General features: G+C 72.6%; 18 protein-coding genes. 5 read left to right on the top strand and 13 right to left on the bottom strand.

Annotated features, from left to right (window positions below; genetic code table 11):
- Positions 1-307 precede the first annotated feature (307 nt).
- Both FHS29_RS22545 and FHS29_RS22540 read left to right on the top strand, forming a co-directional pair.
- Entirely contained in the window at positions 308-4,756 is a 4,449-nt protein-coding gene (locus tag FHS29_RS22545; RefSeq protein WP_184693561.1) for an nSTAND1 domain-containing NTPase, read from the top strand.
- Between the two features lie 160 nt (positions 4,757-4,916).
- On the top strand, positions 4,917-5,747 hold the full coding sequence (locus FHS29_RS22540; RefSeq protein ID WP_184693559.1) for a hypothetical protein: 831 nt from the start codon (positions 4,917-4,919) through the stop codon (positions 5,745-5,747).
- A 112-nt stretch (positions 5,748-5,859) separates the two neighbouring features.
- Here the strand turns inward: FHS29_RS22540 and FHS29_RS22535 are convergent, their stop codons facing one another.
- The 3 genes from FHS29_RS22535 to FHS29_RS22525 all read right to left on the bottom strand — a co-directional run bounded on the left by FHS29_RS22535 (position 5,860) and on the right by FHS29_RS22525 (position 9,436).
- Positions 5,860-7,689 (bottom strand): trypsin-like peptidase domain-containing protein, encoded by a 1,830-nt coding sequence (locus tag FHS29_RS22535; protein ID WP_184693557.1) that lies wholly within the window; start codon positions 7,687-7,689, stop codon positions 5,860-5,862.
- Positions 7,689-8,330, bottom strand: a complete 642-nt coding sequence (locus tag FHS29_RS22530) for a hypothetical protein (protein ID WP_184693555.1) — start codon at positions 8,328-8,330, stop codon at positions 7,689-7,691. The genes FHS29_RS22535 and FHS29_RS22530 overlap by 1 nt, the downstream gene beginning before the upstream one ends.
- Before the next feature lie 236 nt (positions 8,331-8,566).
- Complete coding sequence (locus FHS29_RS22525) at positions 8,567-9,436, bottom strand: sigma-70 family RNA polymerase sigma factor (RefSeq protein WP_184693553.1); 870 nt, start codon at positions 9,434-9,436, stop codon at positions 8,567-8,569.
- Positions 9,437-9,514: 78 nt separating this feature from the next.
- On the opposite strand from FHS29_RS22525, the gene FHS29_RS22520 reads away from it, so the two are divergent.
- The gene (locus FHS29_RS22520) at positions 9,515-10,495 is read left to right on the top strand and encodes an oxidoreductase (protein WP_184693551.1); all 981 of its coding nucleotides are present in this window, start codon (positions 9,515-9,517) and stop codon (positions 10,493-10,495) included.
- A gap of 75 nt (positions 10,496-10,570) precedes the next feature.
- Here the strand turns inward: FHS29_RS22520 and FHS29_RS22515 are convergent, their stop codons facing one another.
- Positions 10,571-11,410, bottom strand: a complete 840-nt coding sequence (locus FHS29_RS22515) for a spermidine synthase (RefSeq protein WP_184693549.1) — start codon at positions 11,408-11,410, stop codon at positions 10,571-10,573.
- 45 nt (positions 11,411-11,455) lie between these two features.
- Positions 11,456-12,367, bottom strand: a complete 912-nt coding sequence (locus FHS29_RS22510) for a LysR family transcriptional regulator (protein WP_184693547.1) — start codon at positions 12,365-12,367, stop codon at positions 11,456-11,458.
- A gap of 73 nt (positions 12,368-12,440) precedes the next feature.
- On the opposite strand from FHS29_RS22510, the gene FHS29_RS22505 reads away from it, so the two are divergent.
- Complete coding sequence (locus FHS29_RS22505) at positions 12,441-13,343, top strand: DMT family transporter (RefSeq protein ID WP_312865045.1); 903 nt, start codon at positions 12,441-12,443, stop codon at positions 13,341-13,343.
- A 169-nt stretch (positions 13,344-13,512) separates the two neighbouring features.
- On the opposite strand, the gene FHS29_RS22500 is transcribed toward FHS29_RS22505, so the two are convergent.
- From FHS29_RS22500 to FHS29_RS22465, 8 genes are all read right to left on the bottom strand, one after another.
- Positions 13,513-14,004 carry a Gmad2 immunoglobulin-like domain-containing protein gene (locus FHS29_RS22500; RefSeq protein ID WP_184693543.1) on the bottom strand — a complete coding sequence of 164 codons (492 nt, stop codon included), beginning with the start codon at positions 14,002-14,004 and terminating at the stop codon, positions 13,513-13,515.
- Positions 14,005-14,208: 204 nt separating this feature from the next.
- Entirely contained in the window at positions 14,209-14,733 is a 525-nt protein-coding gene (locus FHS29_RS22495; RefSeq protein WP_184693541.1) for a hypothetical protein, read from the bottom strand.
- A 1-nt stretch (position 14,734) separates the two neighbouring features.
- Entirely contained in the window at positions 14,735-15,715 is a 981-nt protein-coding gene (locus FHS29_RS22490; protein WP_184693539.1) for a hypothetical protein, read from the bottom strand.
- A gap of 14 nt (positions 15,716-15,729) precedes the next feature.
- The gene (locus FHS29_RS22485; protein ID WP_184693538.1) at positions 15,730-16,107 is read right to left on the bottom strand and encodes a FixH family protein; all 378 of its coding nucleotides are present in this window, start codon (positions 16,105-16,107) and stop codon (positions 15,730-15,732) included.
- Complete coding sequence (locus tag FHS29_RS22480; protein WP_184693537.1) at positions 16,104-17,435, bottom strand: DUF8832 domain-containing protein; 1,332 nt, start codon at positions 17,433-17,435, stop codon at positions 16,104-16,106. Before FHS29_RS22480 ends, FHS29_RS22485 begins: the two co-directional genes overlap by 4 nt.
- A gap of 65 nt (positions 17,436-17,500) precedes the next feature.
- Entirely contained in the window at positions 17,501-18,280 is a 780-nt protein-coding gene (locus FHS29_RS22475; RefSeq protein ID WP_184693536.1) for a class I SAM-dependent methyltransferase, read from the bottom strand.
- Positions 18,281-18,382: 102 nt separating this feature from the next.
- Positions 18,383-20,236, bottom strand: a complete 1,854-nt coding sequence (locus FHS29_RS22470) for an ABC transporter ATP-binding protein (protein ID WP_184693535.1) — start codon at positions 20,234-20,236, stop codon at positions 18,383-18,385.
- Positions 20,233-21,963 carry an ABC transporter ATP-binding protein gene (locus tag FHS29_RS22465; protein WP_184693534.1) on the bottom strand — a complete coding sequence of 577 codons (1,731 nt, stop codon included), beginning with the start codon at positions 21,961-21,963 and terminating at the stop codon, positions 20,233-20,235. Before FHS29_RS22465 ends, FHS29_RS22470 begins: the two co-directional genes overlap by 4 nt.
- 90 nt (positions 21,964-22,053) lie before the next feature.
- Between FHS29_RS22465 and FHS29_RS22460 the strand changes: the two genes are divergently transcribed.
- Positions 22,054-22,662: a TetR/AcrR family transcriptional regulator gene (locus FHS29_RS22460; protein ID WP_184693533.1), complete on the top strand. Its 609-nt coding sequence runs from the start codon at positions 22,054-22,056 to the stop codon at positions 22,660-22,662.
- The last annotated feature ends 206 nt before the right edge of the window (positions 22,663-22,868 follow it).

Below are 22,868 nucleotides of genomic sequence, written 5' to 3'. Positions count from 1 at the left end.
ACGCCTCCCCCCGACGACCGAAGCGCGCGCCGCGAGGCCGAGGCCGTTGGGCCGGTCGCCACGTCGCCGCTGCTGGAAGTCACGACCGGCACCAGGGGACTGGACCCGCGGTGCACGTCGTCCCGCCGGCGCGGGTCGGCGCGGAGGTGACCGGGGTCGACCTGAGGGCTTCGGCGGCTTCCGGCACGATCACCCCGATTTCGGCGGTCCGGCACGATCACCCCCGATTCCAGCGGTCCGCACGGAACCCGGAGACCCCGTTTCGCTGTCTCAGTAGGGTGGTGCGACCGCGAAACAGGGGGCGTTGATGGCGGAACTGCGGGACGACTCGCCGGAATTCGGGCCTTATCGCATCCTGGGGATGCTCGGCCAGGGCGGCATGGGGGTGGTGTACCGCGCGCACGACACGGTCAACGACCGGGTGGTGGCGCTGAAGAAGCTGCCCGCCTCGGTCGCCGACCCGGAGTTCCGGGCCCGCTTCCAGCGGGAGTCGCGGCTGGCCGCTGCGCTGAGCCACCCCAACATCGTCCCGGTGCACGACTTCGGGGAGATCGACGGCCAGCTGTTCCTGGACATGATGCTGGTCGACGGGGTCGACCTGCGCCGGCTGCTCGGGCAGGGCGCGGTCGACCAGGACCGGGCGATCGCCGTCCTGCGCCAGGTGGCGCGGGCGCTGGACGCCGCGCACGAGGGCGGCCTGGTGCACCGGGACGTCAAGCCGTCGAACATCCTGATCGACGGGGCCGGGAAGGCGTACCTGGCGGACTTCGGCATCGCGCGGGAGACCTCGTCGGACGCGACCGTGCTGACGCAGTCCGGCGACCTGATCGGGTCGTGGGACTACATGGCGCCGGAACGGCTGTCGCGCGCCGAGGTGGACGGGCGCGCCGACCAGTACTCGCTGGCCTGCGTGCTGTTCGAGTGCCTGACCGGGCGGCTGCCCTACCAGGCGGACGACATGGCGGCGAAGGTCGCCGCGCACCTGCTGCAGCCGCCGCCCGCGCCGTCGGTGTTCGTGCCGACCATCACGCCCGCGCTGGACGCCGTGGTGCTGCGCGCGCTGGCGAAGGAGCCCAACCGCCGGTTCGAGTCCAGCACGGCGATGATCGCCGCCGCCGAGGCCGCCGCGTACTCCGGCGAGACGGGGCGGTCGGCGAACCCGACGCTGCCGGGGCCGTCGAAGGAACGCGACCAGGGCCGGCTGGTCAAGGCCATCGTCCGGGCGTCCGGCGCGCGCCGGCCCGCGACCCGCAAGCTGGGGCAGCCGCCGGTCTGCCCGTACCCCGGTCTGAGCGGTTTCGAGCGGTCCGACGCCGCGCAGTTCCACGGCCGGGACCACGTGGTGACGGACCTGCTGGTGCGGCTGGCCGAACAGCTCGACGGCGGTGAGCCGGTGGTGGTGGTCGGCGCGTCCGGATCGGGCAAGTCGTCCGTGCTGCGGGCCGGCCTGCTGCCCGCGCTGGCCGGCGAGGCGTCGGAGCGGGAGTGGCCGCAGATCGTGCTGACGCCCGGACCGGAGCCGATCCGCGGCCTGGCGACGGCGATGGCCGCGAGGTCCACCGCGGCCGCGCCGGAGTGGGACCGGGTGATCCGCGAGACGCCCACCCGGTTCGGAGAGCTGTGCGCCCGTTCGATCGGCGACGCGACCACCCGACCGGTGATCGTGGTCGACCAGTTCGAGGAGCTGTTCACCTACGGCACGCCCGAGTCCGACCGGTTGGCCTACGCCACCGCGCTGGCCTCGGCGGGCCACGCCGCCGTCGTGCTGGCGGTGCGGGCCGACCTGGTCGACCGGTGCATCGAGCTGGCCCCGCTGCGGCCGGCCCTGAACGCGCCCGTGCTGCTCGGCCCGATGGACGCCACCGAACTGCGGCAGGCGATCGTCACCCCGGCCCGGGACGCGGGCCTGGAGGTCGAACCCGGCCTGCCGGAACGGCTCATCGCCGACCTCGGCGTGCGCGGCGAGATCGGCTACGACCCCGGTGCGCTGCCCCGTCTCGCGCACGCCCTGCGCGAGACGTGGAACCACCGCGAGGGCGACGTGCTGACGCTGGCCGCGTACCGCCGGGTCGGCGGGATCGACGGCGCGGTGTCCCGCACCGCCGAGGAGATCCACGACCGGCTCGACCCGGCCGGCCGGCAGTTGCTGCGCACCACGCTGCTGCGCATGGTCACGGTGTTCGACGACGGCACGGCGGTCCGCCGGCGGGTCGACCCGCGCGAGCTGCCCGCGCCGGCCATCGTGGACTACCTGATCACCGCCCGGCTGGTCACCGTGGACGGCACGGGCGCCCGGCTGAGCCACGAGGCGCTGCTCACCGCCTGGCCCCGGCTGCGCGGCTGGATCGACGAGGACCGCGCCGGCCTGATCCAGCACCGCCGGTTCACCGACGCGGTCCGGGTGTGGGCCGAGTCCGGGCAGCACGCCGACGACCTGTACCGGGGCGTGCGGCTCGCGGCGCTCACGTCGTGGCTGGACACCGCCCGCGACCGGGTCCGCCTGCAGCCCGTCGAGCAGGAGTTCCTGGTCCGCTCCAACGCGGCGGAACAGGCGGGCCAGGTCGCCGCGCGCAAGCGGACGCGGCGGCTGCGGGCGCTGGTCGCCGCGCTGAGCGTGCTGCTGCTCGTCGCGTCGGGCGCGGTGGTCGTGGCCACCCAGTCGCAGCGGAAGGCGAACGCGGAGCGCGACCGGGCCGACTCGTCCCGGCAGCTGGGCCTGTCCCGGCAACTGGCCGCCGAGGCGGCGCAGGCGGGTGGCGTCGACCCGCGCCGCGCCGCGCTCACCGCGCTCGGCGGGTGGCAGGCCGGGGACACCGTCGAAGCGCGCAGCGCGCTGCTCGCCGTCCAGTCCGACAGCTACCGGGGACGGATGACCGGCCACGAGGGCCCGATCTCGTCGGTGGCGGTGAGCGGCGACGGCAAGGTCGCGGCGACCGGCGGCAACGACGGCACGCTGCGCCTGTGGGACGTGCCGAACCGGCGTCAGCTGGCCGTGCTGGACGACTCGGGCGGCTGGTACCGGACCGTGTCGATGAGCGTGGACGGGAAGCTGCTCGCGGTGGCGAACCCGACCAAGCAGAACGTGACGGTCTGGGACGTCGAGGAGCGCAAGCTGGTCAAGCGGCTGCCCGGCGTCGCCATCGACACCGCGATGGCCGGGGACGGCAGGACGCTCGCCGCGCTGACGGACAAGGGCGTGGTGATCTGGGACGTCGAGAAGTGGACCGAGCTGTCCGTGTTCCAGGCGTCGCCGTCGATCATGATGGCCTACCACCCCGGGTCCGGGCTGCTCGCGACCACCGCCGAGCAGAACGTGGAGGTGCACCGGGTGAGCGACGGCGCGCTGGTGGCCACGCTGACCGGGCACACGGCGAACGTGTCGGCGATGGCGTTCAGCCCGGACGGCAGGACGATGGCCAGCGCGTCCATGGACTACACCGTGCGGGTGTGGGACACCGCCCAGTGGACCCAGCGGCACGTGCTGTCCAGCTCCGAGGGCGGGTTCAGCTCGGTCGCGTTCAGCGCGGACGGGTCGACCCTGGTCGGCAGCGGCATCGGCACCACCGTGTTCGCGTGGGATCCGGCCAGCGGGGTGAACGTGGCGCGGCTGGCGACCCGGTCGGTGACCACCTTCGGCGTGGCGTTGGCCGGTGACGGGCACACGCTGCTCGGCGTGAACTCCGCGGGCGAGGTGACCGTGTGGTCGCTGCTGCGCTCGTCGCTGGGCAACCGGGCGAACGCCATGATCGCGGTGGCGTTCCAGCCCGGGGGCGACCTGCTCGCGTCGGTCGACGGCGACGGCACGCTGCACCTGTGGGACAGCGCCAAGAGCGACCTGGTGAAACGGATCCCGGCGCACCGGGGCACGGTCTTCGACGTCGCGTTCCACCCCGACGGCGACGAGTTGGTCACCGCGGGCGAGGACGGCACGTTGGTGGTGTGGAAGGCCGACGGCACCGAGCTGCGCCGGTTCAGCCGGCCCGGCACCGTGTTCACCGCGGTCCGGTACAGCCCGGACGGCGAGCTGATCGCGGTCGCCGGACGCGCGCCGATCGCCTCCGAGGAGGACCGCGACGAGCTGCTGCTGCTCAAGGCGTCCGACCTGTCGGCGTCGCCGCTGCGCCGGCCGACCCGTGCGGAGGAGCGCAACGAGGAGCCCGGCCAGACCGAGCACAACTACCCCAACGGGATCGCGTTCAGCCCGGACGGCCGGACCCTGGCCGTGACGCTGTCCGGGGGCAAGGTCGGGCTGTGGAACCTGGTCGACCCCGGTGCGGAGTGGACCATCCTGCCCGGCCACCAGGGCATCGCGATCGACGCCGAGTTCAGCCCGGACGGCGCGATGCTGGCCACCGCCGGCTCGGACCGGGTGGTGCGGCGGTGGCGGGTGCGCGACGGGCACCAGCTCGACCCGCTCACCGGCAGCGACTCGACCGTGCGGCGGGTCGCGTTCAGCCCGGACGGGCGGACCATCGCGGCGGCCGGCCAGGACACCGCGGTGCGGCTGTGGGACAGCGCGAGCGGACGGCCGCTGGCCCGGCTGGACCGGCACGAGGACCAGCTCAACGACGTCGCGTTCGACTCGACCGGCGGGCGCGTCGCGAGTGCCGGGGCGGAGGGCGTGGCACGGCTGTGGGACCTGGACCCGGCGCACGGCAGCAAGGTGCTGTGCGGGCTGCTGGACCGGGACACGCTGGCCGACGAGTGGGGGGCGCTCGGTCCCGACCGGGGCGCGCCGCCGACCTGTCCGAACTGAGCGCGAACGGTCGTGCGGTGCGTTCCGCGCGGCCGTGAAGGCGTCGACCGGCGCGGCTTGCGCCGGTCGGCCGGGTAGTCGGGTGTGCCGGGTACCGGTCCGGCGGGATGCGTTCGTCCCGCAGGGGGTGCGGTGGCACCGCCGAGCTGAGGAGGGTGCGATGCCGCGGGTCGTGGTACGCGGGTCAGGGACTGGCTCGGTGGTGTTGCGGCCGGGGGAGTCGCTGCTGTTCGGACGGGCTCCGCACGCCGCTGTGCGGACCGGACCGGGACGGGTCGCGCTGGCGCTGCCGGACTGCGCGCCGCACGTCTCGCGGCTGGTCGGCGAACTGGTGGTGGGCACCGACACCGTGACGCTGCACTGGCTCGGCGCGGGGGAGGCCCAGCTGTCGAGCCTGTTCGACGCGCCCGGCGGCGCGCGGCGGGTGATCCTGGCCCGGTCGATGTCGGCGCTGCTGGACGCGGGCGAGAACCAGCTCGTGCTGTTGCTGGGGCGGCAGGGCGAGCAGGGTTTCACCGACCTGGTGGTCAACATCGACGTCGAGCCCGCTCCCTCGGCGACGCCGTTCCAGCCGGAGGGCCTGGACACCGAGAAGGGCCCGGGACTGGTGCGGGGCGGCCGGGACTGGTTCGTCGCGCTGGCGCTGTGCGAACCGTGGCTCGCGGGCAACGACGACTACCCGCGCCCGCCGTCGAACAAGGAGATCTTCGAACGGGTCCGGCAGTGGCACGGCTACACCTGGAACCTCCAGCGCCCGCAACGGGTGGACGACGCGATCCGGGCCATCTCGGCGATCGCGTTCGGGGTGTCCGACGACCCGTTCCTCGCGCCGCACGTGGGGCGGCTGCAGAACATCCGGTTCGCGGTCGCCCGCCGGGCGGCGGAGACCCGGCTGGTCACCTCGGCGGACCTGGCCGAGGTGGAGCGGGCGGCCCGCGGTCGGAAGGTTCCGCCCCCGCAAGGCTCGCCGGGCGATCCGGCCGCTCACTAGCCTCCGCTGGAGCCGAGAACTCCCGGCGGTGCCCGGATTTCGCTTCCCGGGCACCGTACGAGCTGCTGCGCTGGATCTCGCTGATGGTGCTCGTCATCGCCCCTGGGAGGACTCAGCCGCGCTGGTCTTCGCCACCGTGGTCGGCGCCGTCTCGCTGGTCGGCCTGGTCGACGCCTGGATCGGCCTGGCCGTCGCGCTCCGGGTCACCGCCGGGAACGACTGGTAGCACCGGCAGGTCGAGCGGCGCGTGCCTGGTCTCGGTGACCGGGGACGCGACCGGTGGCGGCATCCTCGCCGGCGTCGTGGGCTGTGCGTCGACCGACGGCACACCGCCCGCCGGCGTGGCGGGGGCCGTCGTGAACGGGTACAGACCGCCCGGTGGCGTGCCCGGCGCCGCCGGGTGCATTCCGCCGGGCGGGGTGCCCATCGGTGGGGCGGGTGGCGGCCCGGCAGGCGGCGTGCCCGTCGGTGCCGGCGGCGGCATTCCTCCGGACGGCGTGCCCATCGGCGAGGCCTGTGGCGTTCCGCCGGATGGCGTGCGCATTGCGGTGGCCTGTGGCGTTCCGCCGGGCGGCGTGCCGAACGGCGGGTAGCCGCCCGCGGGCGTTCCCGGCCCGGAGCCCAGGCCCGGCCCACCGGACCAACCCTGTGCACCGACTGCGGGCGTGCCGACCCGAGGGCTGCTGACTCCGGGGCTGCCGACACCGGCCAGGGCCGCTTCGCCGGCCGAGCCGGATCCGCCACCCGTACCCGCATCGGCGTCGGCTGCGGCGGCGAGGCGCTTGCGCCGGGTCAGCGCGATCGCCGTGCCCGCCGTCGCCGTGGCCACCGCGATCCCGCCGCACAGCACCGCGAACACGACGAGCAGCGTGGTCGGCGAGCTGCCGGGCTTGCCGCCCTTGTCCGCCGCCGACCGCCGGTACTCGGCGGCCTGCTGGTGACCCGGCGAGCCCGCCAGCGCGGCGTCGAGGTACTCCACCGCGCCGTCGTAGTCGCCCTCGAAGTACCGGTCGAGCCCGGTCCGGTAGTCCCGGTCGTGCTGACCGACACCGACGGTGATCTCCTTGCCCTTCAACACCTCCACGAGCGTCTGGGACGACGCGGCGAAGTTGAACGACTGCGTCTCGCCCGGCGAGCCCTGGCTGATCAGGGCGACCACGCCGCCCTGCATGTCGACCACCGGCCCGCCGCTCATGCCGTGCGTGGCGGCGGCGCTGAACTCGTAGAACGGCCGACCGGACTGGGTGCGGCGGGCGGAGATCTGGCCGTTCTTGTTGCTGGGCTCCAGGCTCGGGTCGACCGTCCGGTCGGTCGAGCCGGGGTAGCCGATGGCCAGGATCGGGGTGCCGACCGGCGTCTGGTCCTGGCGCAGCTCGATCGAAGGCAGGTGTTCGCGCGGGATCTTCAGCACCGCCACGTCGCCGTCGGCGGGGGCCACCAGGTCGACCACGGTGGCGGGCGCGACGTCGCGGACCTGCTCGGAGTCGCGCGTCACCATCCGTTCCACCTGGATCCTGCGGTCGACGGTGCTGTCCGGTGCGGCGCCCTCGGCCTGGCCGTGCTCGGCGAACTCGGTGCGCGCCTTCGCCGGGTCGCGCACCCGCCCGGTCTTGGCCAGGTCGGCGATGGCCGCCTCGAACAGCGCGCCGCCACCGCCCAGCGGTCCGGTGTGGACGCAGTGGCTGGCGGTCGCGACGTAGCCGTCCGGGCTGATCACCGCGCCGCTGCAGGAAGTCTTGACCTCGTAGCCGCCGGTTCCGCCGAACACCTCACCGGTCCGCTTGTCGCGCACCCAACCGTGCCAGGTCACCGCGATGAACACGATGCCCGGTCGCGCCACGGCGGCGGCCCGTTCCTCCGGGCTGGACGGCTGCGCGGCGGCGGGCAGCGGGGCCAGCGCCAGCAGCGCGACCGCGCCGAGCAGTGCCTTCACCCGCGCCATCAGCCGTACACCCCTGATCCGTCCGTGCGCACCCAGAGCGCCCGGTAGCCGGTCGGGTTGGTCTCGACGGCCTGGGTGCCCTCGCACGCGTAGTCGTCCACTTCGTTCAGGTCCGGTTTCACCTCCTGCGGCACGGTGGAGAGCAGTCCCCGCTGGTCGTAGAAGGAGTACGTGATCGTCGTCGCCGTGCGGGCGAGGTACGTGATCTGCTTGTCGGTCGCGCTCCACTTGAACTCGACCGTGCCGTTGGCCACGATGCGCAGTTCGTTGCCCTGGTGGCTGCCGGTGAGCACGACGTTGTCCTGCCGCTCGACGCCGGTGCCGTCCGGCCGGAACTCGTACCGCCGCCCGGAACTGGTGAACAGGATCGGGTCCGCGTCGGTGTAGAACTTGACCATGGACTGCTCCTCCGCGGAGCGCCACGAGCCGATCAGGCAGATCGGCGGGCCGGCGGCGCGCGTCGAGGAGGTGCGCGGGGTCGGCGACGTGCGGTCGCCGTCGGCCACCGGACCGCCCCGACCGGGGCCGGCGTTCGCGACGGCGGCGACGGTCAGCGCGGAAGCGCCGACCACCGCGCACGCGGCGACCGCGAACAACGTGATCACGACTGATCTGGCAGGCGGAGGGGACGAATCGCTCACGCTCCCATGGTATTGATCTCCCGGTCCGCGCCGGAGCGGAACGGTGCGGAAGTTTCCACTCCGTTTCCGCTGGAACCGGGCGGTCCGCCGGGTCGATGGTTCATCCGGCGCAACCGTTCTTCGACGACCTGGCCGCACCCTCGCCGAGGACCCCTCGCTTTTCTTCCCCGAGGAAGCGTCGGACTTCCTCTTCATTTATTTCGTCTTCGGTTCTCCGGCCGGTCGGAACGCACCGGTCACCACGATCGGGCGAGTACGGCGAACTCCATCCGGGCCAGCCGCTTCGGGTCGGCGATCACCTCGAACCGGGTGACCCGGTCGTCCTCGACGGCGATGACGAGCGCGAGGTGCAGCCGTCCGTGCGGTGCGACGACCGCGCCCACGGTCCCGTCCACCAGCGCGGGTTCGGCGTAGCGGGACTTCGCGGCCAGGACGACCGTCTCCGTCGCCACGCGACGCGCACCCCGGACCACGATCGGCGTCCCCGGCGGCACGGTCGCCGGGTCGGCCACCCGCACCACGTCCGGCGCCAGCACGGCGAGCAGCCCGGCGAGATCACCGCCGCGCGCGGCGGCCAGGAACGCCTCGACCACGTGCCGGTGCCGGGCGAGCTCGGCGTCCGGCAGCAGTGGCGTGCCCTTCACCCGCAGCCGCGCCCGGCTGGCCAGCTTCTTGGTCGTCGCCGAGGTGCGCCCGAGGATGGGCGCGATCCGGTCGAACGGCACGGCGAACAGGTCGTGCAGCACGAACGCGACCCGCTCGGCGGGTGCGAGGGCGTCCAGCACGACGAGCAGCGCCCGGCCCACCGACTCGGCCAGCAGTGCGTCCCGCTCCGGGTCGGCGTCGGACGCCCGGTCGGGCACCCGCTGCCCGACCGGCTCCTCGGGCCGGGACCGGCGGGCGCGCAGGACGTCCAGGCACACCCGCGACACGACGGTGCGCAGCCACGCCGCCAGGTTGTCCACCTCGTCCGCGTCGACCCGGCTCAGCCGCAACCAGGTCTCCTGCACCGCGTCCTCGGCCTCGGCGACCGACCCGAGCATCCGGTAGGCGACCCCGAGCAGCAGGCCGCGGTGGCTGTCGAAGCGCTCCGCCAACTCGTCCATCGGTCACCTTTCCCGTTCGCCCCGCGTCGACGTGATGACGGTGGAAACGCGACCGACGTGACAGGGAGACCTCTTCCGATGACCGACATCACAACCCGCCAAGCCCTGCTGAGCCCGGTGGAACTGGGGGATCTCCGGCTGCCCAACCGGGTGGTGATGGCTCCGATCACGCGGGCGAGGGCGGCGAACGACCTGCTCGTGCCCACGGAACTGCACGCCGCCTACTACGGCCAGCGGGCGACCGCGGGCCTGATCGTCACCGAGGGCACGTGGATCAGCGAGCGGGCGATCAGCTTCGACGACGTGCCGGGCATCTACCGGGAGGAGCAGGTCACGGCGTGGCGGCGGGTCACCGACGTGGTGCACGCGTTGGGCGGCCGGATCGTGCTGCAACTGTGGCACGGCGGCCCGATGACACCGGACGGTATGTCCACCGAGGACATCGAGGCCACGATCGCGGACTTCGCCGCAGCCGCCGCGAACGCCCGTCGTGCCGGGTTCGACGGCGTGGAAGTGCACGCCGTGGGGCCGTTCCTGCTGCCGCAGTTCCTCAACGCCAGGGTGAACCACCGCACCGACGTCTACGGCACTGATCGCGGGCGGTTGCTGTTCGAGGTGGTCGACGCGGTGGCCGGGCAGTGGGCCGGCCGCTGCGTCGGTGTCCGCCTGTCCCCGTACTGGTCCACGACGGAGAACTTCGTCCCGGACGAGGAGACGCTGACCGCCTACGACGAGTACGTGACCGAGCTGAACGACCACACGGTGGCGTACCTGCACCTGCGCGGCAGCGAGACCGACACCCCGGACGTCGACTCGATCGACCGGTACCGCCGGCGGTTCGACGGCCCGCTGATCGCCAACCTCGGCTTCGACCGCGAATCGGCGGACGCGGCCATCGCGGCCGGATCAGCCGACGCGGTCTCGTTCGCCACGCACTACATCGCCAACCCGGACCTGGTCGCCAGGTTCGCCCTGGGCCGCGAGCTCGCGACCGGCGACCCTGTCACGTACTACCGGGGTGGGGCGGAGGGATACGTCGACTACCCGGAGAGCCGCTGAAGCCTTCCGGATCGGTGCCGACGACGGCACCGATCCGATCGGTGGCCGGAACCGGGTGGTGTCGGGGGACGGTGATCACAGCGCCCAGCGGGGCACGGCGGTGACGACACCTGCCGGGTGCTCGGCGGTCAGCGGCGGCGCCACACCGCGGAAGGCCGCCAGCTGGGTGGCCGAGAGGCGGAACACGCGGTTGCCGCCGGCCTCCGCCCACGTGGTGAGGTCCCGGTGCGGCAACTCGCGGCCGGAGGCGGCCAGGACCACGTTGCCCGCCCGCTTCCCCAGCAGCAGCCCCGGTTCGGCGAGGAGCACGACGTGCGGGAACACCTCGGCCAGGGACGCCACGGCGCGCAGCGGCAGGGCCATGTCCGGCGCGGACCACATGTTGCCCAGGTAGAGGCCGTCGGGGCGGAGGACCCTGGCGATCTCGCGCAGGAACTCGACGGCGGCCAGGTGGATCGTCACGGTGCCCGCCTGGAAGACGTCCATGACCACCACGTCGGCGGTGGCGTCGGGGGTGCGTTCGATCCCCGCCTCGCCGTCTTCGACGCGCACCTGGAGGTCGGCGATCGTGTCCAGGTCCAGGTGCGAGCGCACGAGGTCGACCAGCGGGCCGTCCAGTTCGTAGACCGTTTGGAGCGAGCCCGGACGGGTCGCGGCCAGGTACCTCGCGATGGTGAAGCCACCTCCGCCGACCTGCAGGGCCGACACCGGCTGGCCGGCGGGCCAGTGCAGGTCCAGCACTCGGGCGGCCCACGCGGCGTACGGCATGTGCAGATAGGTCGGATCCGCCAGGTCCACATAGGACTGGAGGGTGCCGTCGACCGTGAGCAGCCAGCCGGTCGGGCGGTACGGGCCCGGTGCGAGCCGTGCCGTGCCGAACTTGACCTGCCGGTCCACGGCCTCGCGGGACTCCACGTCGCCACCCTAGACCTCGGGTCGGGGTGACCGGGGGCGTTCGGGTCAGGCGAGGTTCCGGAAGCGGTCCGCCGCCGTAGCCAGGGCGTCCACGCAGGCACGGATCGCGCCCCGGTCGTCGTCCTCCGCGCGGTTGATGGCGTGGATGGTGCGGTTCAGGGCGGGGCGAGTGGTGAGGATCCGCACGCCGTCGGGTACCGAGTCGCGGCCCAGGCGGGGTACCACGGCCGCCCCCACGTTGCCCGCGACCAAGGCGAGTTGCGTGGGGTAGCTGCCGACGGTGCAGCTGATCCGGGCGTCCATGCCCTGTTGGCGCAGTACGTGCGCGAGCCAGTCGTAGCAGCCGGAGCCCGCGCACCAGGCGATCCACGGGATGTCGTCGACCTCGGCCAGGTCGACGGCCTTGCGGTGGGCCAAGCGGTGACTCGCGGGCAGTGCCAGGTCGGCCACGTCGGACAGCAGGGTGGTGCGGGAGGTGGTCGGTGGTACGGCGACCGGGCGGTGCTCCCAGCTCTCCAGGACCGCCACGTCGAGCCGGCCGTCGACCACCCGGGGCATGGTCTCCTCGGCCTCGCCTTCGTGCAGGGTCACCTCCAGGCCGGGGTGTTGGGCCCGCAGCGCGGCGAGCACGGGCGGCAGCAGGGCGTGCACGGTGGTGGGGATGGCGCCGATGCGCAGTGGACCGGTGATGTCCTCGCGCAGCAGCTCCAGGTCCGACCGCGCCTTCTCCACCCGGGCGAGGATGCCCGCCGCGTGACCGGCCAGCACGTGGCCGGCGGTGGTCAGGCGGACGGTACGGCCGTGTGGCTCCAGCAGTCGCTGCCCGGCTTCGCGTTCCAGCTTGGCCAGCTGCTGGGACACGCCGGACGGGGTGACGTGCAGCGCGGACGCCGCCGCGGCGACCGTGCCGTGGGTCGCCACCGCGTGCAGGGCGCGCATCCGCTCCAGTCCGAACACGGTAGAGATGCTACCGAAATCCGCTGAGGAACATTCGCTTGTCCTTGATGGTCGTGGGGCTGAGGCTGAACCGGTGACCACGACCGGAGTCCGGCCCGTCGTTCCCGTGCAGCCGACGCGGGTCAACCCGGTGTGGCTCGCGCTGGCGGGCAGCTTCTGCATCGCGCTGTCGTCGGTGTTCATCAAGGTGTCCGGGACCAGTGGCAGCACCAGTGCGTTCTGGCGTTGCACGTTGTCCCTGCCGGTGCTGGCCGTGTTGGTGTGGTGGGAACGGCGGCGCGGCACGGCCCCGCGGAAGCTGGTGCTGCCGCTGCTCGCGGGTGTCGGCCTCGGCATCGACTTCGTGCTGTGGGGTGACGCGATCTCGTTGGTCGGTGCGGGGATCGCGACCGTGCTGCTGTCCGTGCAGGTGGTGATCGTGCCGGTGGTGGCGTACTTCCTGTTCCGCGAACGCCCGTCCAACCGGTTCGTGTACGCGGTGCCGGTGTTGCTGGGCGGGATCGTGTTGGCGGGCGGTCTGGCGGGCACGCCCGCGTTCGGACCGGACCCGGTGCTGGGAGCGGTGCTGGCGCTGGGTGCGGGCGTCGGGTTCGCCGGCTACCTGTTGCTGATCCGGCGGAGCACCGGGCCCGGCAGCCGGGAGCACACGCTGTTCCTCGCCACGGCCTCGGCCGGGGTGGTGGCGGTGGCGATCGGCGTGCCGACGGACCGGCTGGACCTGACGCCGGGGTGGCCCGCGTTCGGCTGGCTGCTCGCGTTGGCGTTGATCGGGCAGGTCGTGGGCTGGCTGCTGATCTCCACCGCGCTGCCCCGGATGTCCAGCGCGACCGGGGCTACGCTGATGCTGTTGCAGCCGGTCGCGGCGATCCTGCTGGGCATCGGGCTGCTGCACGAACGGCCGAGCGGCCTGCAACTCGTCGGGTGCCTGGTGGTGCTCGCCGCCGTGGCGTTCGTGAGTACGGCCCCTCGTCGGTAGGGCCTCGTCCTGGCCGGTGTGCTTGCCCCGGTCGCTTTCACTGATTACTGGCGGTCAGATTCGTAACGTTCGGTGACGATCCGAACGGTGTCGGTACCGCTTGGTGCGCCCCGGTCCGGTGCGGCAGGAACCGGGGCGTTCGAGCCCGGGTCGCTCAGGTCCGGGTCGTTCAGGTTTGGGGCACGCGGATGAGGGTGCCGGGCTGGATCACGTTCGGGTCGGTGATCGTCTGGGGGTTCGCCGACACCAGTCGGTGGTAGAGGTTGCCCGAGCCGTAGTAGCGGGTCGAGATGCCCCACAGGGTCTCCCCGTCCACCACGACGTGCTCCAGGTACACCCGGTAGCCGGGGAGGATCCGCGGACCCCACAGCACCGGCACCACCACCTTGTCCAGTTCCTCGCCGTCCTTGGGCGAGGTGTGGAACACCTCCACGAACAGCCGGTCGAGCGTGAACGCCGCACCGGACACGTCGACCGAGACCTGGAACTGGCCGTGGCCGCCCGTCCCGTCGCCGGCCATGAACGCCCCGGTGACCTCGTCGTGGCCCTCGTGCACGCAGAAGTTGAACTGGGCTTCGAACGCGCCGCCGGCGACCCCTCCGATCCGGACGGTGTCGTCCACCAAGTCGTAGGGCCTGGGCTGCTGGACGTCGATCGACATGGCCTGCGCCTCCGTCGCTCCGGGTGGGCCAGACTAGCCCGCAGCGCGGCGCGCGAAGCCGCAAAAAGCACCATTCCCTCCCAGCGCGTCCGCGTGGGCACGGAGGTCACCTCCTGCACGGTCCTCGTCGGGGTGGGGCAACCGGCGGCCGACGCCCCCGGCCACCTCCCGTCCCCGACGGGCGTCGGCGCTCCGGTCACGGCCTCAGTCCCACGTCCAGACGTCCACCCGCGATGTGCGGCGACCCCGCCACCACAGCACCAGCACGGCCAGCCCGCCGAGCAGCGCCGGCCCCAGCCCGACCGTCCAGCTGAGCAGCGCGGGTGGTCCCGGCCGTGGACCGACCGCCACGTCCAGCCCGCCGCGCCCCTCGCCCCGCGGCCCCGACACGGCGAACTCCAGCCGCCACCGCCCCTCGTCCGGCAGCGCCCTGATGTCCAGCCCCCACATGTCCCGCGCCCTCGGGTGGCGGGCCAGCCGCGCCTCCCGGCCGGTCCCGTCCGGCGACACGATCCGCAGCCGTCCGTCGTGCGCGGCGATGCCGTCGGCGGGCCGGAACACGAAGTCGAGCGAGCGTTCCGCCCGGATCGGCCAGTCGCTGAACGACACCTCCATCGCGTACGGCCCGACCCGGACGTTCTCCGTGTGCACCACCTCCACCGGCGGCACGGCCTCGGCAGGCGTCGCCACCAGCAACGCGATCAGCACGGCGAGCACCAGAGCACGCATGTCACACCCCCACCCGGAGCGGAGCCGCCCCGCGCCAGCCGAGCCACCCGGCGCCGACGCCGAGCACGGCGGCAGCGACGACGGTGGCCGGATCCGGTTGTCCCACTTGCACGAGGTGCCCGACGACGAGCACCGCCGCCGCCGCGCCGCCCAGCAGCGGCACCACCGTCCGGGGCGTCGACCGACGACGGCCGACGACCAGCACCGCCTCGACGACCAGCGCCGCGGGCACCACCGCCAGAGGTGCGTACATGGCGAACCACGCGATGCCGTCCGCGTAGTCGCGCAGCGGCAGGTCGAGCGCTGCGGCGTAGGCGCGGGTGACCGGGGGAGCGGCGAACAACGTGATCAACTGCATGGCGGCGAACGACAGTCCGGCCACCGTCACGTACCCCGGCCGCCGGGTCACCGCCGCGACCAGGACCAGCCCGAACACCAGCATCAGCGCCACCGCCAACGGCAGGGTGGACACGAACGGCAGCGGCGGGGTCGACAGCAGCAGGAAGATGGTGCCGTAGCAGGCGACCCCGACGATCACCGCGAAGCCGAACCGGGCCGCCCGCCGTTCGTGCAGCGCCGCGAACGCGATCATCCCGCCGACCACCTCCAGCAGCGAGCACAGCGACAGCGCGACGTGCGGCGGTGAGGTCGGGGTCGCGTCGAACCCGTAGACGGTGTGCCACCACAGGTCCATCAGGCCGTAGAGCAGGCCGCCCGCCGAGCCCAGCCCGCCGACCAGGAAGCCGAGCGGCGCGTTGAACGTGCCCAGCACGCGGACCGTCCGGGCGTCCGTCGGGCGGAACGTGTGCCGCAGCACGACGGTGAGACTCGTCAGGCCGCACATGGCCATGCCGAGGTAGATCATCAGGTGCGGTGCGGTGAAGAACGTGTCGGGGCCGACGTCGGCGTGCCATTGCAGGTCCCACATCAGCCCGAACGTCTCGGTCACCGCCGCCGCCAGCAACAGCCAGGCGCCGATCATCCCGTGTCCTCCCCTCATCCCACGACGGGGATCCGCACGGTGGCGGTCTCCCCGTCGAGCCGCAGCGACACGTCCCACAAACCGGTCATCGTGAACAACTCCCCGTCGGCCTCGAACCGGTCGTGGCGCCGTCGGGCGACCACTTCCGGCATGGCGTGCCCCATGCTCGGCATCACGGCCTCGATCACGACCTCGTCCACGTCGACCGCCGCGTGGTCGTGCCTGGTGACCCGCACGGTCGCGGTGACCGGGCCGCGCCTGGGCTCGACCTCCAGCTCCACGGCGTAGCTCTCGCTGCCGGCACTGGCTCTCTCCGGCGCGTCGCGCGGCCACATCAGGAACGCGGCCGCTCCGATCACGGCCACCGACAGTCCTATGAGGACCGTCTTCATCCGCCCTCCCCTCGGACGTCGATCGTCACGGGCACCGTCGACACGGTGAGATCCCGTTGGTACTGGACCCATCCCAGGTAGCGCCCCGGACGGGGGAACGTGAACGTGAACCGCAGCGTCGGGCCGAACCGGGCGACGGTCTCGTCCGGCCGGCCGCTCATCCCGGTCATCTCGTGCACGTGCCCGAAGAACCCGCCCGCCTCGTCGCGCAGCACCAGGTGACCGGCCATGCCCAGCCACGGCTGGAGGTCGGCCTTCTCGCCGGTCGTCACGTCGAGCGTGGTGGCGCGGCCGGCGACGGCGTCGCCGATCCGCACGTCCGCCTCGGCCACACCGGCGGGTCCGGCGGGTCCGAGCACCGCACCGGACGCCTCGAACGCGCCGCTGACCAGCTGTGATCCCGAGTCGGCGCGCTCGAACTCGGCGTGCACCAGGTGCCGGCCGGGGCGTTCGGGCGTGACCCGGACCGCGAGTCCGCCCGGCGCCGCGCGGACCGGGTGCAGATGTCGGAAGAACCGCCCGTCGGCGCTGGTGAGCACGAGGTGCGTGAGTGCCGCGTGGTGTGCGACGAGGTCGTCCACGGGGCGCCCGGTGTTGCCGTCGGTCAACGACAGCCGCAGCTCGAACTCCACGCCGGTCACGGGCGGGCGGTCGGTCGACAGCGCCAGGTTCACGTACGGGCGTCCGCCGGGGGCGGAGCCGTCGGCCGGGTCCACGCGCTGCGTGGGCAACGCGCCTTCCGGTGTGGCAGGCGGGATGGCGGACGACAGCAGGGCCGCCGTCACCGCCACGGTCAACGCCAGACCGGTCGCCGCCCCCGACACCGCCACGACCACGCGACGCCGACCGGACACCGCCGAACCGCCCCGGCGGCCGGTCATGGCACCGACCAGCGTGGTGGCCAGCAGGAACCCGGCGAGGGACAAACCCCCGTACGCCACGGGTTCCCAGGCGCCGAACCGAGGTGTGAGCACCCGGAACGGCACGGTGGCACGTTCGCCGGTGTCGGCCGTCAGCACCAGTTCCCACGGACCGGCCCGGTCGACCGAGAGCAGCGCGGGGTGCGTCCCCCTGCGCTCGACGTCGACCCGCGTCCGTTGAGCGGCAAGGGAGACGTCGATCCCGACCGGCCGGACGGGGTCGTGCGCGATCAGGTCCACGTGCAGCGGACCCGGCACGTCGGGCGTGCGACGGACGACGACCGTGAGTTCGTTGCCCGCGAAGGACTGCGCGAGCTGGAGGTCCGCCGTGTCGCTCACGCCGTGCGCCGAAGCCGGAGGGGCGGACGCGATCACCGCCAGCAGTACCAGGAGCAGCACGCGAACCATGCCGACCACGCTAGGGAGTCGGACGCCTCCGGCGAGTCATGCGATCGGTCCGCCCGGTGTCCTACCTACGAACGACCCGTCAACACGCGCACGTTCACGTGGTCGATGAACGGCGCGTGCGGCTCCAGGGCCCGTCCCACCTGCTCGGTGAAGTCCCGGCGACGTTCGGGCGGGGGCAGGTCGTCGACCGACAGCGCGGAGAACACGTTGCCGACGATCTCCTCCACACCGAGGGGTTCGGTGTACTCGACGCTGCGCGCCCGCACCTCGTACCCGGCCGCCGCGAGGTCGGCCGCGTACCGCTGCTGGGTTTCCTCGTCGGTTCCGCAGGTGCGGGTGGCGCGGGTGCCGGTCAACTCCTCCAGGCACGAGTTCAGGGCGCGTGACCAGTCGCTGTCCTGCAACCACAGCGGTGTGCCGTTGGTGAACACCGCGACACCACCACCGGGCCGCAACAGGGGTTTCAGGGCGTGGAACAGCGCGGGGTGGTCCATCCAGTGCAGCGCCTGCCCGATGGTCACCGCGCCCAGCCCGGACAGCAACGTGCCCAGCGACGCCACGTCGGTGTCGTCGGCGACCATCCAGCTCACGTTGGGGACGCCGCGCGCCTTCGCGACCTGCCGCGCGCGGGCCAGCATGTCCGGTTCCGGGTCGACCCCGACGACCGCCCGCACCCGACCCGCGAACGGCACCGTGAGCTGACCGGTGCCGCAGCCCAGGTCGAGCACGACATCGTCCGGGGACAACGAGAACTCGTCCACCACGAGGTCGACGGCGGCGTCCGGGTAGCCCCGCCGGTACCGCTGGTAGAAGTCGACCACGTCACCGCGGAATCGGAGGTCCATGCGGTCAGCCTGCCGCGCCGGGCAGTGCCGGCGGAAGCGGTTCAGCTCTCGGCGTGACGGGATGTCCCGGCGCTCGCCGCGGAGCGCCGGGACATCCGCGGCTCACACCGCGGCGAACTGCGCCGAGTACAGCCGGTGGTACGCCCCGTCCCGCGCGATCAGCTCGTCGTGCGTGCCCTGCTCGACGATCCGGCCCGACTCCATCACCAGGATCAGGTCGGCGTCGCGGATGGTGGACAGCCGGTGGGCGATGACGAAGCTGGTGCGGGACGACCGCAGGGCCGCCATCGCGTGCTGCACCAGCGATTCGGTGCGGGTGTCCACCGAACTGGTCGCCTCGTCCAGGATGAGCAGCGACGGGTCGGCCAGGAACGCGCGGGCGATGGTGATCAGCTGCTTCTCGCCCGCGCTGACGTTCGTGCCCTCCTCGTCGATCACGGTGTCGTAGCCGTCGGGCAGGGTGCGCACGAACCGGTCCACGTAGGTCGCGCGGGCGGCGGCCAGGACCTGCTCCTCGGTGGCGTCCGGGTTGCCGTAGGCGATGTTGTCCCGGATGGTGCCGCCGAACAGCCAGGTGTCCTGGAGCACCATGCCGGTCTGCGCCCGCAGGTCCTCCCGGCGCAGGGTGGTGATGTCCACGCCGTCCAGCGTGATCCGGCCCTCGTCCAGCTCGTAGAACCGCATGACGAGGTTCACCAGCGTGGTCTTGCCGGCGCCGGTCGGGCCGACGATGGCGACCGTCTGGCCGGGCTCGGCGACCAGCGACAGGTCCTCGATCAGCGGCTGCTCGGGCCGGTAGGAGAAGCCGACCCGGTGGAACTCCACCCGGCCGCGGCGCTGCGCCGGCAGCGTCGCGTCGGCCGGGTCGGGCTCCTGCTCCTCGGCGTCGAGCAGCTCGAAGACCCGTTCCGCCGACGCCACCCCGGACTGCATCAGGTTCGCCATGGACGCCACCTGGGTCAGCGGCTGGGTGAACTGGCGCGAGTACTGGATGAACGCCTGCACCTCGCCCAGCGTCATCGCGCCGGACGTGATGCGCAGGCCGCCGACCACCGCGACCGCCACGTAGCCGATGTTGGACAGGAACATCATCACCGGCATGATCAGGCCGGAGATGAACTGCGCGCCCAGCGCGGAGTCCAGCAGCTCGTCGTTGCGGCGGCGGAACTCCTCCTCCGACTCGCGCTGCCGGCCGAACACCTTGACCAGCTGGTGGCCGGTGAACGCCTCCTCGATGTGCGCGTTGAGCACGCCGGTCTGCTTCCACTGCGCGATGAACAGCTTCTGCGACCGCTTCCGGATCCTGTTGGTGGTCAGCACTGACAGCGGGATCAGCGCCAGGGCGATCAACGCCAGCAGCGGCGAGATGGTCACCATCATCACCAGCACGCCGACCACCGTCAGCAGCGACGTCAGCAGCTGGCTGAGCGTCTGCTGCAGCGACATGGACACGTTGTCGATGTCGTTGGTGACCCTGGACAGCAGCTCCCCGCGCGGCCGGTCGTCGAAGTAGCGCAGCGGCAGCCGGTGCAGCTTGTCCTCCACGTCGGAGCGCAGCTTGAACACGAACCGCTGCACCACGTTGTTGAGGATCCGGCCCTGCGCCCAGGCGAACAGCGACGACGCCAGGTACAGGCCGGACACCCAGGCGAGCACGCCGCCCAGCGCGGCGAAGTCGATGCCCGCGCCCGGCTCGCCGCGCCCCCGGGCGAGGACGCCGTTGAAGATGATGTCGGTGGCGTGCCCGAGGATCTTCGGGCCGGCCACGCCGAGTCCGACGCTGACGACGCCCAGCGCGAGCACGACGGACAGCGTCAGCCGCTCCGCGCGCATCCGGGCCACCAGCCGCCGTGCGGACGGCCCGAAGTTCTCCGCCTTGCCCATCGGGATCCCCGCGCCGGGGAAGCCGCCGCCCATCCGGGTCGGTGCGGGCTTGTCGGTGGTACCGGTGCTCATGCGGCCTGCTCCGAGGTCAGCTGCGACTGGACGATCTCCACGTAGGTGGGACAGGTGTCCAGCAGTTCGTGGTGGGTGCCGATGCCGACGACGGAACCGTTGTCCAGCACGACGATCCGCTCGGCGTCCAGGATGGTGGACACCCGCTGGGCCACCACGATCACGACCGCCTTGCCGGTGTGCGGCTTGAGCGCCGCGCGCAGCCGGGCGTCGGTGGCCAGGTCCAGCGCGGAGAACGCGTCGTCGAACAGGTAGACCTGCGGCCGGCGGACCAGGGCCCGCGCGATGGACAGCCGCTGCCGCTGGCCGCCGGACACGTTCGTGCCGCCCTGCGCGATGGTGGCCTCCAGGCCGCCCATCTCCCGCACGAAGTCGCCTGCCTGGGCGATCTCCAGCGCCTCCCACAGCTCGTCGTCGGTGGCGTCGGGCTTGCCGTAGCGCAGGTTGCTCGCGACCGTGCCGGTGAACAGGTACGGCCGCTGCGGCACCAGGCCGAGCCGGTCGCACAGCGCGTCCGGGTCGATGTCGCGCACGTCCGTGCCGTTGACCAGCACGGCGCCGCCGGTGGCGTCGATCAGCCGGGGGATGAGCGAGAGCAGGGTCGACTTGCCCGAGCCGGTGCTGCCGATGACCGCGGTGGTGTGCCCGGCCTCGGCGGTGAACGAGATGTCCCGCAGCACCGGGTCGGCCGCGCCGGGGTACCGGAACTCGGCGTGGCGGAACTCCACCACGGCCTTGGTCGGCAGCTCCCGCACCGGGGCCACCGGCGGCACCACGGACGAGTCGGTGTCCAGCACCTCGTTGATGCGTTCCGCGCACACGGCGGCGCGCGGCACCATCATCGAGATGAAGGTGGCCATCGTCACCGCCATCAGGATCTGCATCAGGTAGCTGAGGAACGCGGTGAGCGCCCCGATCTGCATCGCCCCGGCTTCCAGGCGCTGCGCCCCGAACCACAGGACGGCCACGCTGGAGCCGTTGAACAGCAGTATCACCACCGGGAACGTCAGCGCCTGGAGCCGGCCGACGCGCAGGGCGGTGTCGGTGAGCGCGGCGTTGGCGTCGGCGAACCGGCGGGTCTCGGCGCGCTCCCGGACGAACGCCCGGACCACCCGGATGCCCGACAGCTGCTCCCGCAGCACCCGGTTGACCGCGTCGATGCGCTCCTGCATGAGCCGGAACTGCGGCACCATCCGCACCACGATCAGCCCGATCGCGATGATCATGACCGGCACGCAGACCAGCAGCAGCCAGGACAGCCCGACGTCCTCGCTCAGCGCCATCACGATCCCCGCCGCGCACATGATCGGCGCCGTGACCAGCATGGTGCACACCATCACCACCAGCGTCTGCACCTGCTGCACGTCGTTGGTGGTGCGGGTGATCAGCGAGGACGGCCCGAACGAGGCGACCTCGCGGGCGGAGAACTCGCCGACCCGGTGGAACACGGCGGAGCGGACGTCCCGGCCGAACGCCATCGCGGTGCGGGCGCCGTAGTAGACCGCGCCGCCGGAGCAGGCGATCTGCACGACGGTGACCGCGAGCATCCAGCCGCCGGTCGACAGGATGTAGCCGTTGTCCCCGGTGGCGATGCCGAAGTCGATGATGTCCGCGTTGAGGCTGGGCAGGTAGAGCGAGGCCACCGTGCCGACGAGTTGGAGCACCAGCACGATGGCCAGCTCCCGGCGGTACGGGCGGAGATATGTCCGAAGTAAGCGGTTGAGCAACGTTTCCCCCCATAAGAAACGGCCGGTGTCTAAGGTGTACGTGAACGGTAGACCGGATCAATAAGAAACGCAACGTATCTTAGGGGTAGGGTGACGGAGTCCAAGTCGCGCCGCCGCGGGGCGGAGCTGGAACGGGCCATCCTCGACGCGGCCTGGGCCGAGCTGAGCGAACTCGGCTACGCCCGCTTCACCGTGGAGGGCGTCGCCGCCCGCGCCGGCACCAGCAAACCGGTCCTCTACCGCCGTTGGAAGGGTCGCGCCGAACTGGCGCTCGCCGCGTGGAGCCGACGGGTACCGGTCTCCGACGAGGTGCTCGACACCGGTGCCCTGCGTACCGACATGATCGCACTGTTCACCCACCTCTCCCGGCGCGCCGGGGCGATGATGACGGAGATCGTGGCCGGCGTCATGGCCGACGCGTTTCGGCATCCCGAAGTGGCCGAGCTGCTGCGAGAACGCCTCGCCAGGCCGTTCTCGCTGACCGAGACGGTGACCGCGGTGGTGAACCGCGCGGTGGAGCGCGGTGAGCTGCCGCCCGTCGAGCTGCCCCACCGCGCCGCCCGCGCGCCGCTGGACCTGGTGCGCAACGAGTACATCACCTGCGGGGGAGGGCCCCTGGACGAGGCCGTCATCGCGGAGCTGGTGGACGACGTCTACCTGCCGCTGCTGCGCGGCCTGGGTAGCGCCTGTACCGACTGAGCACGGCTGAGTCCGCTCCGGCGGGAATCAAGGCATCCTCCAGCGTCGTCCCGCACAGTGGTGATCCGGTCCGCATCGGACCGGGTGACCGGGCGCGGGGAGGGCCGTCCGGCCGGCGGCGGAGCCGGTCGAGCCGATGCACCCCAGGCAGAGGCTCCCGGCTCCGCCGCATCCGGCCCGACGTGGAGGCGCACCGGGCGCGAGGT

Origin of the sequence: Saccharothrix tamanrassetensis (genome assembly GCF_014203665.1) — a bacterium.
Taxonomy (GTDB): domain Bacteria; phylum Actinomycetota; class Actinomycetes; order Mycobacteriales; family Pseudonocardiaceae; genus Actinosynnema; species Actinosynnema tamanrassetense.
This window is presented reverse-complemented; position numbering and strand designations above follow the sequence as displayed.

Coding starts and splice junctions, on each gene's coding strand:
- FHS29_RS22545 (WP_184693561.1), top strand. CDS start 308: ATGGCGGAACTGCGGGACGACTCGCCGGAATTCGGGCCTTATCGCATC.
- FHS29_RS22540 (WP_184693559.1), top strand. CDS start 4,917: ATGCCGCGGGTCGTGGTACGCGGGTCAGGGACTGGCTCGGTGGTGTTG.
- FHS29_RS22535 (WP_184693557.1), bottom strand. CDS start 7,689: ATGGCGCGGGTGAAGGCACTGCTCGGCGCGGTCGCGCTGCTGGCGCTG.
- FHS29_RS22525 (WP_184693553.1), bottom strand. CDS start 9,436: ATGGACGAGTTGGCGGAGCGCTTCGACAGCCACCGCGGCCTGCTGCTC.
- FHS29_RS22520 (WP_184693551.1), top strand. CDS start 9,515: ATGACCGACATCACAACCCGCCAAGCCCTGCTGAGCCCGGTGGAACTG.
- FHS29_RS22500 (WP_184693543.1), bottom strand. CDS start 14,004: ATGTCGATCGACGTCCAGCAGCCCAGGCCCTACGACTTGGTGGACGAC.
- FHS29_RS22495 (WP_184693541.1), bottom strand. CDS start 14,733: ATGCGTGCTCTGGTGCTCGCCGTGCTGATCGCGTTGCTGGTGGCGACG.
- FHS29_RS22490 (WP_184693539.1), bottom strand. CDS start 15,715: ATGATCGGCGCCTGGCTGTTGCTGGCGGCGGCGGTGACCGAGACGTTC.
- FHS29_RS22485 (WP_184693538.1), bottom strand. CDS start 16,107: ATGAAGACGGTCCTCATAGGACTGTCGGTGGCCGTGATCGGAGCGGCC.
- FHS29_RS22480 (WP_184693537.1), bottom strand. CDS start 17,435: ATGGTTCGCGTGCTGCTCCTGGTACTGCTGGCGGTGATCGCGTCCGCC.
- FHS29_RS22475 (WP_184693536.1), bottom strand. CDS start 18,280: ATGGACCTCCGATTCCGCGGTGACGTGGTCGACTTCTACCAGCGGTAC.
- FHS29_RS22470 (WP_184693535.1), bottom strand. CDS start 20,236: ATGAGCACCGGTACCACCGACAAGCCCGCACCGACCCGGATGGGCGGC.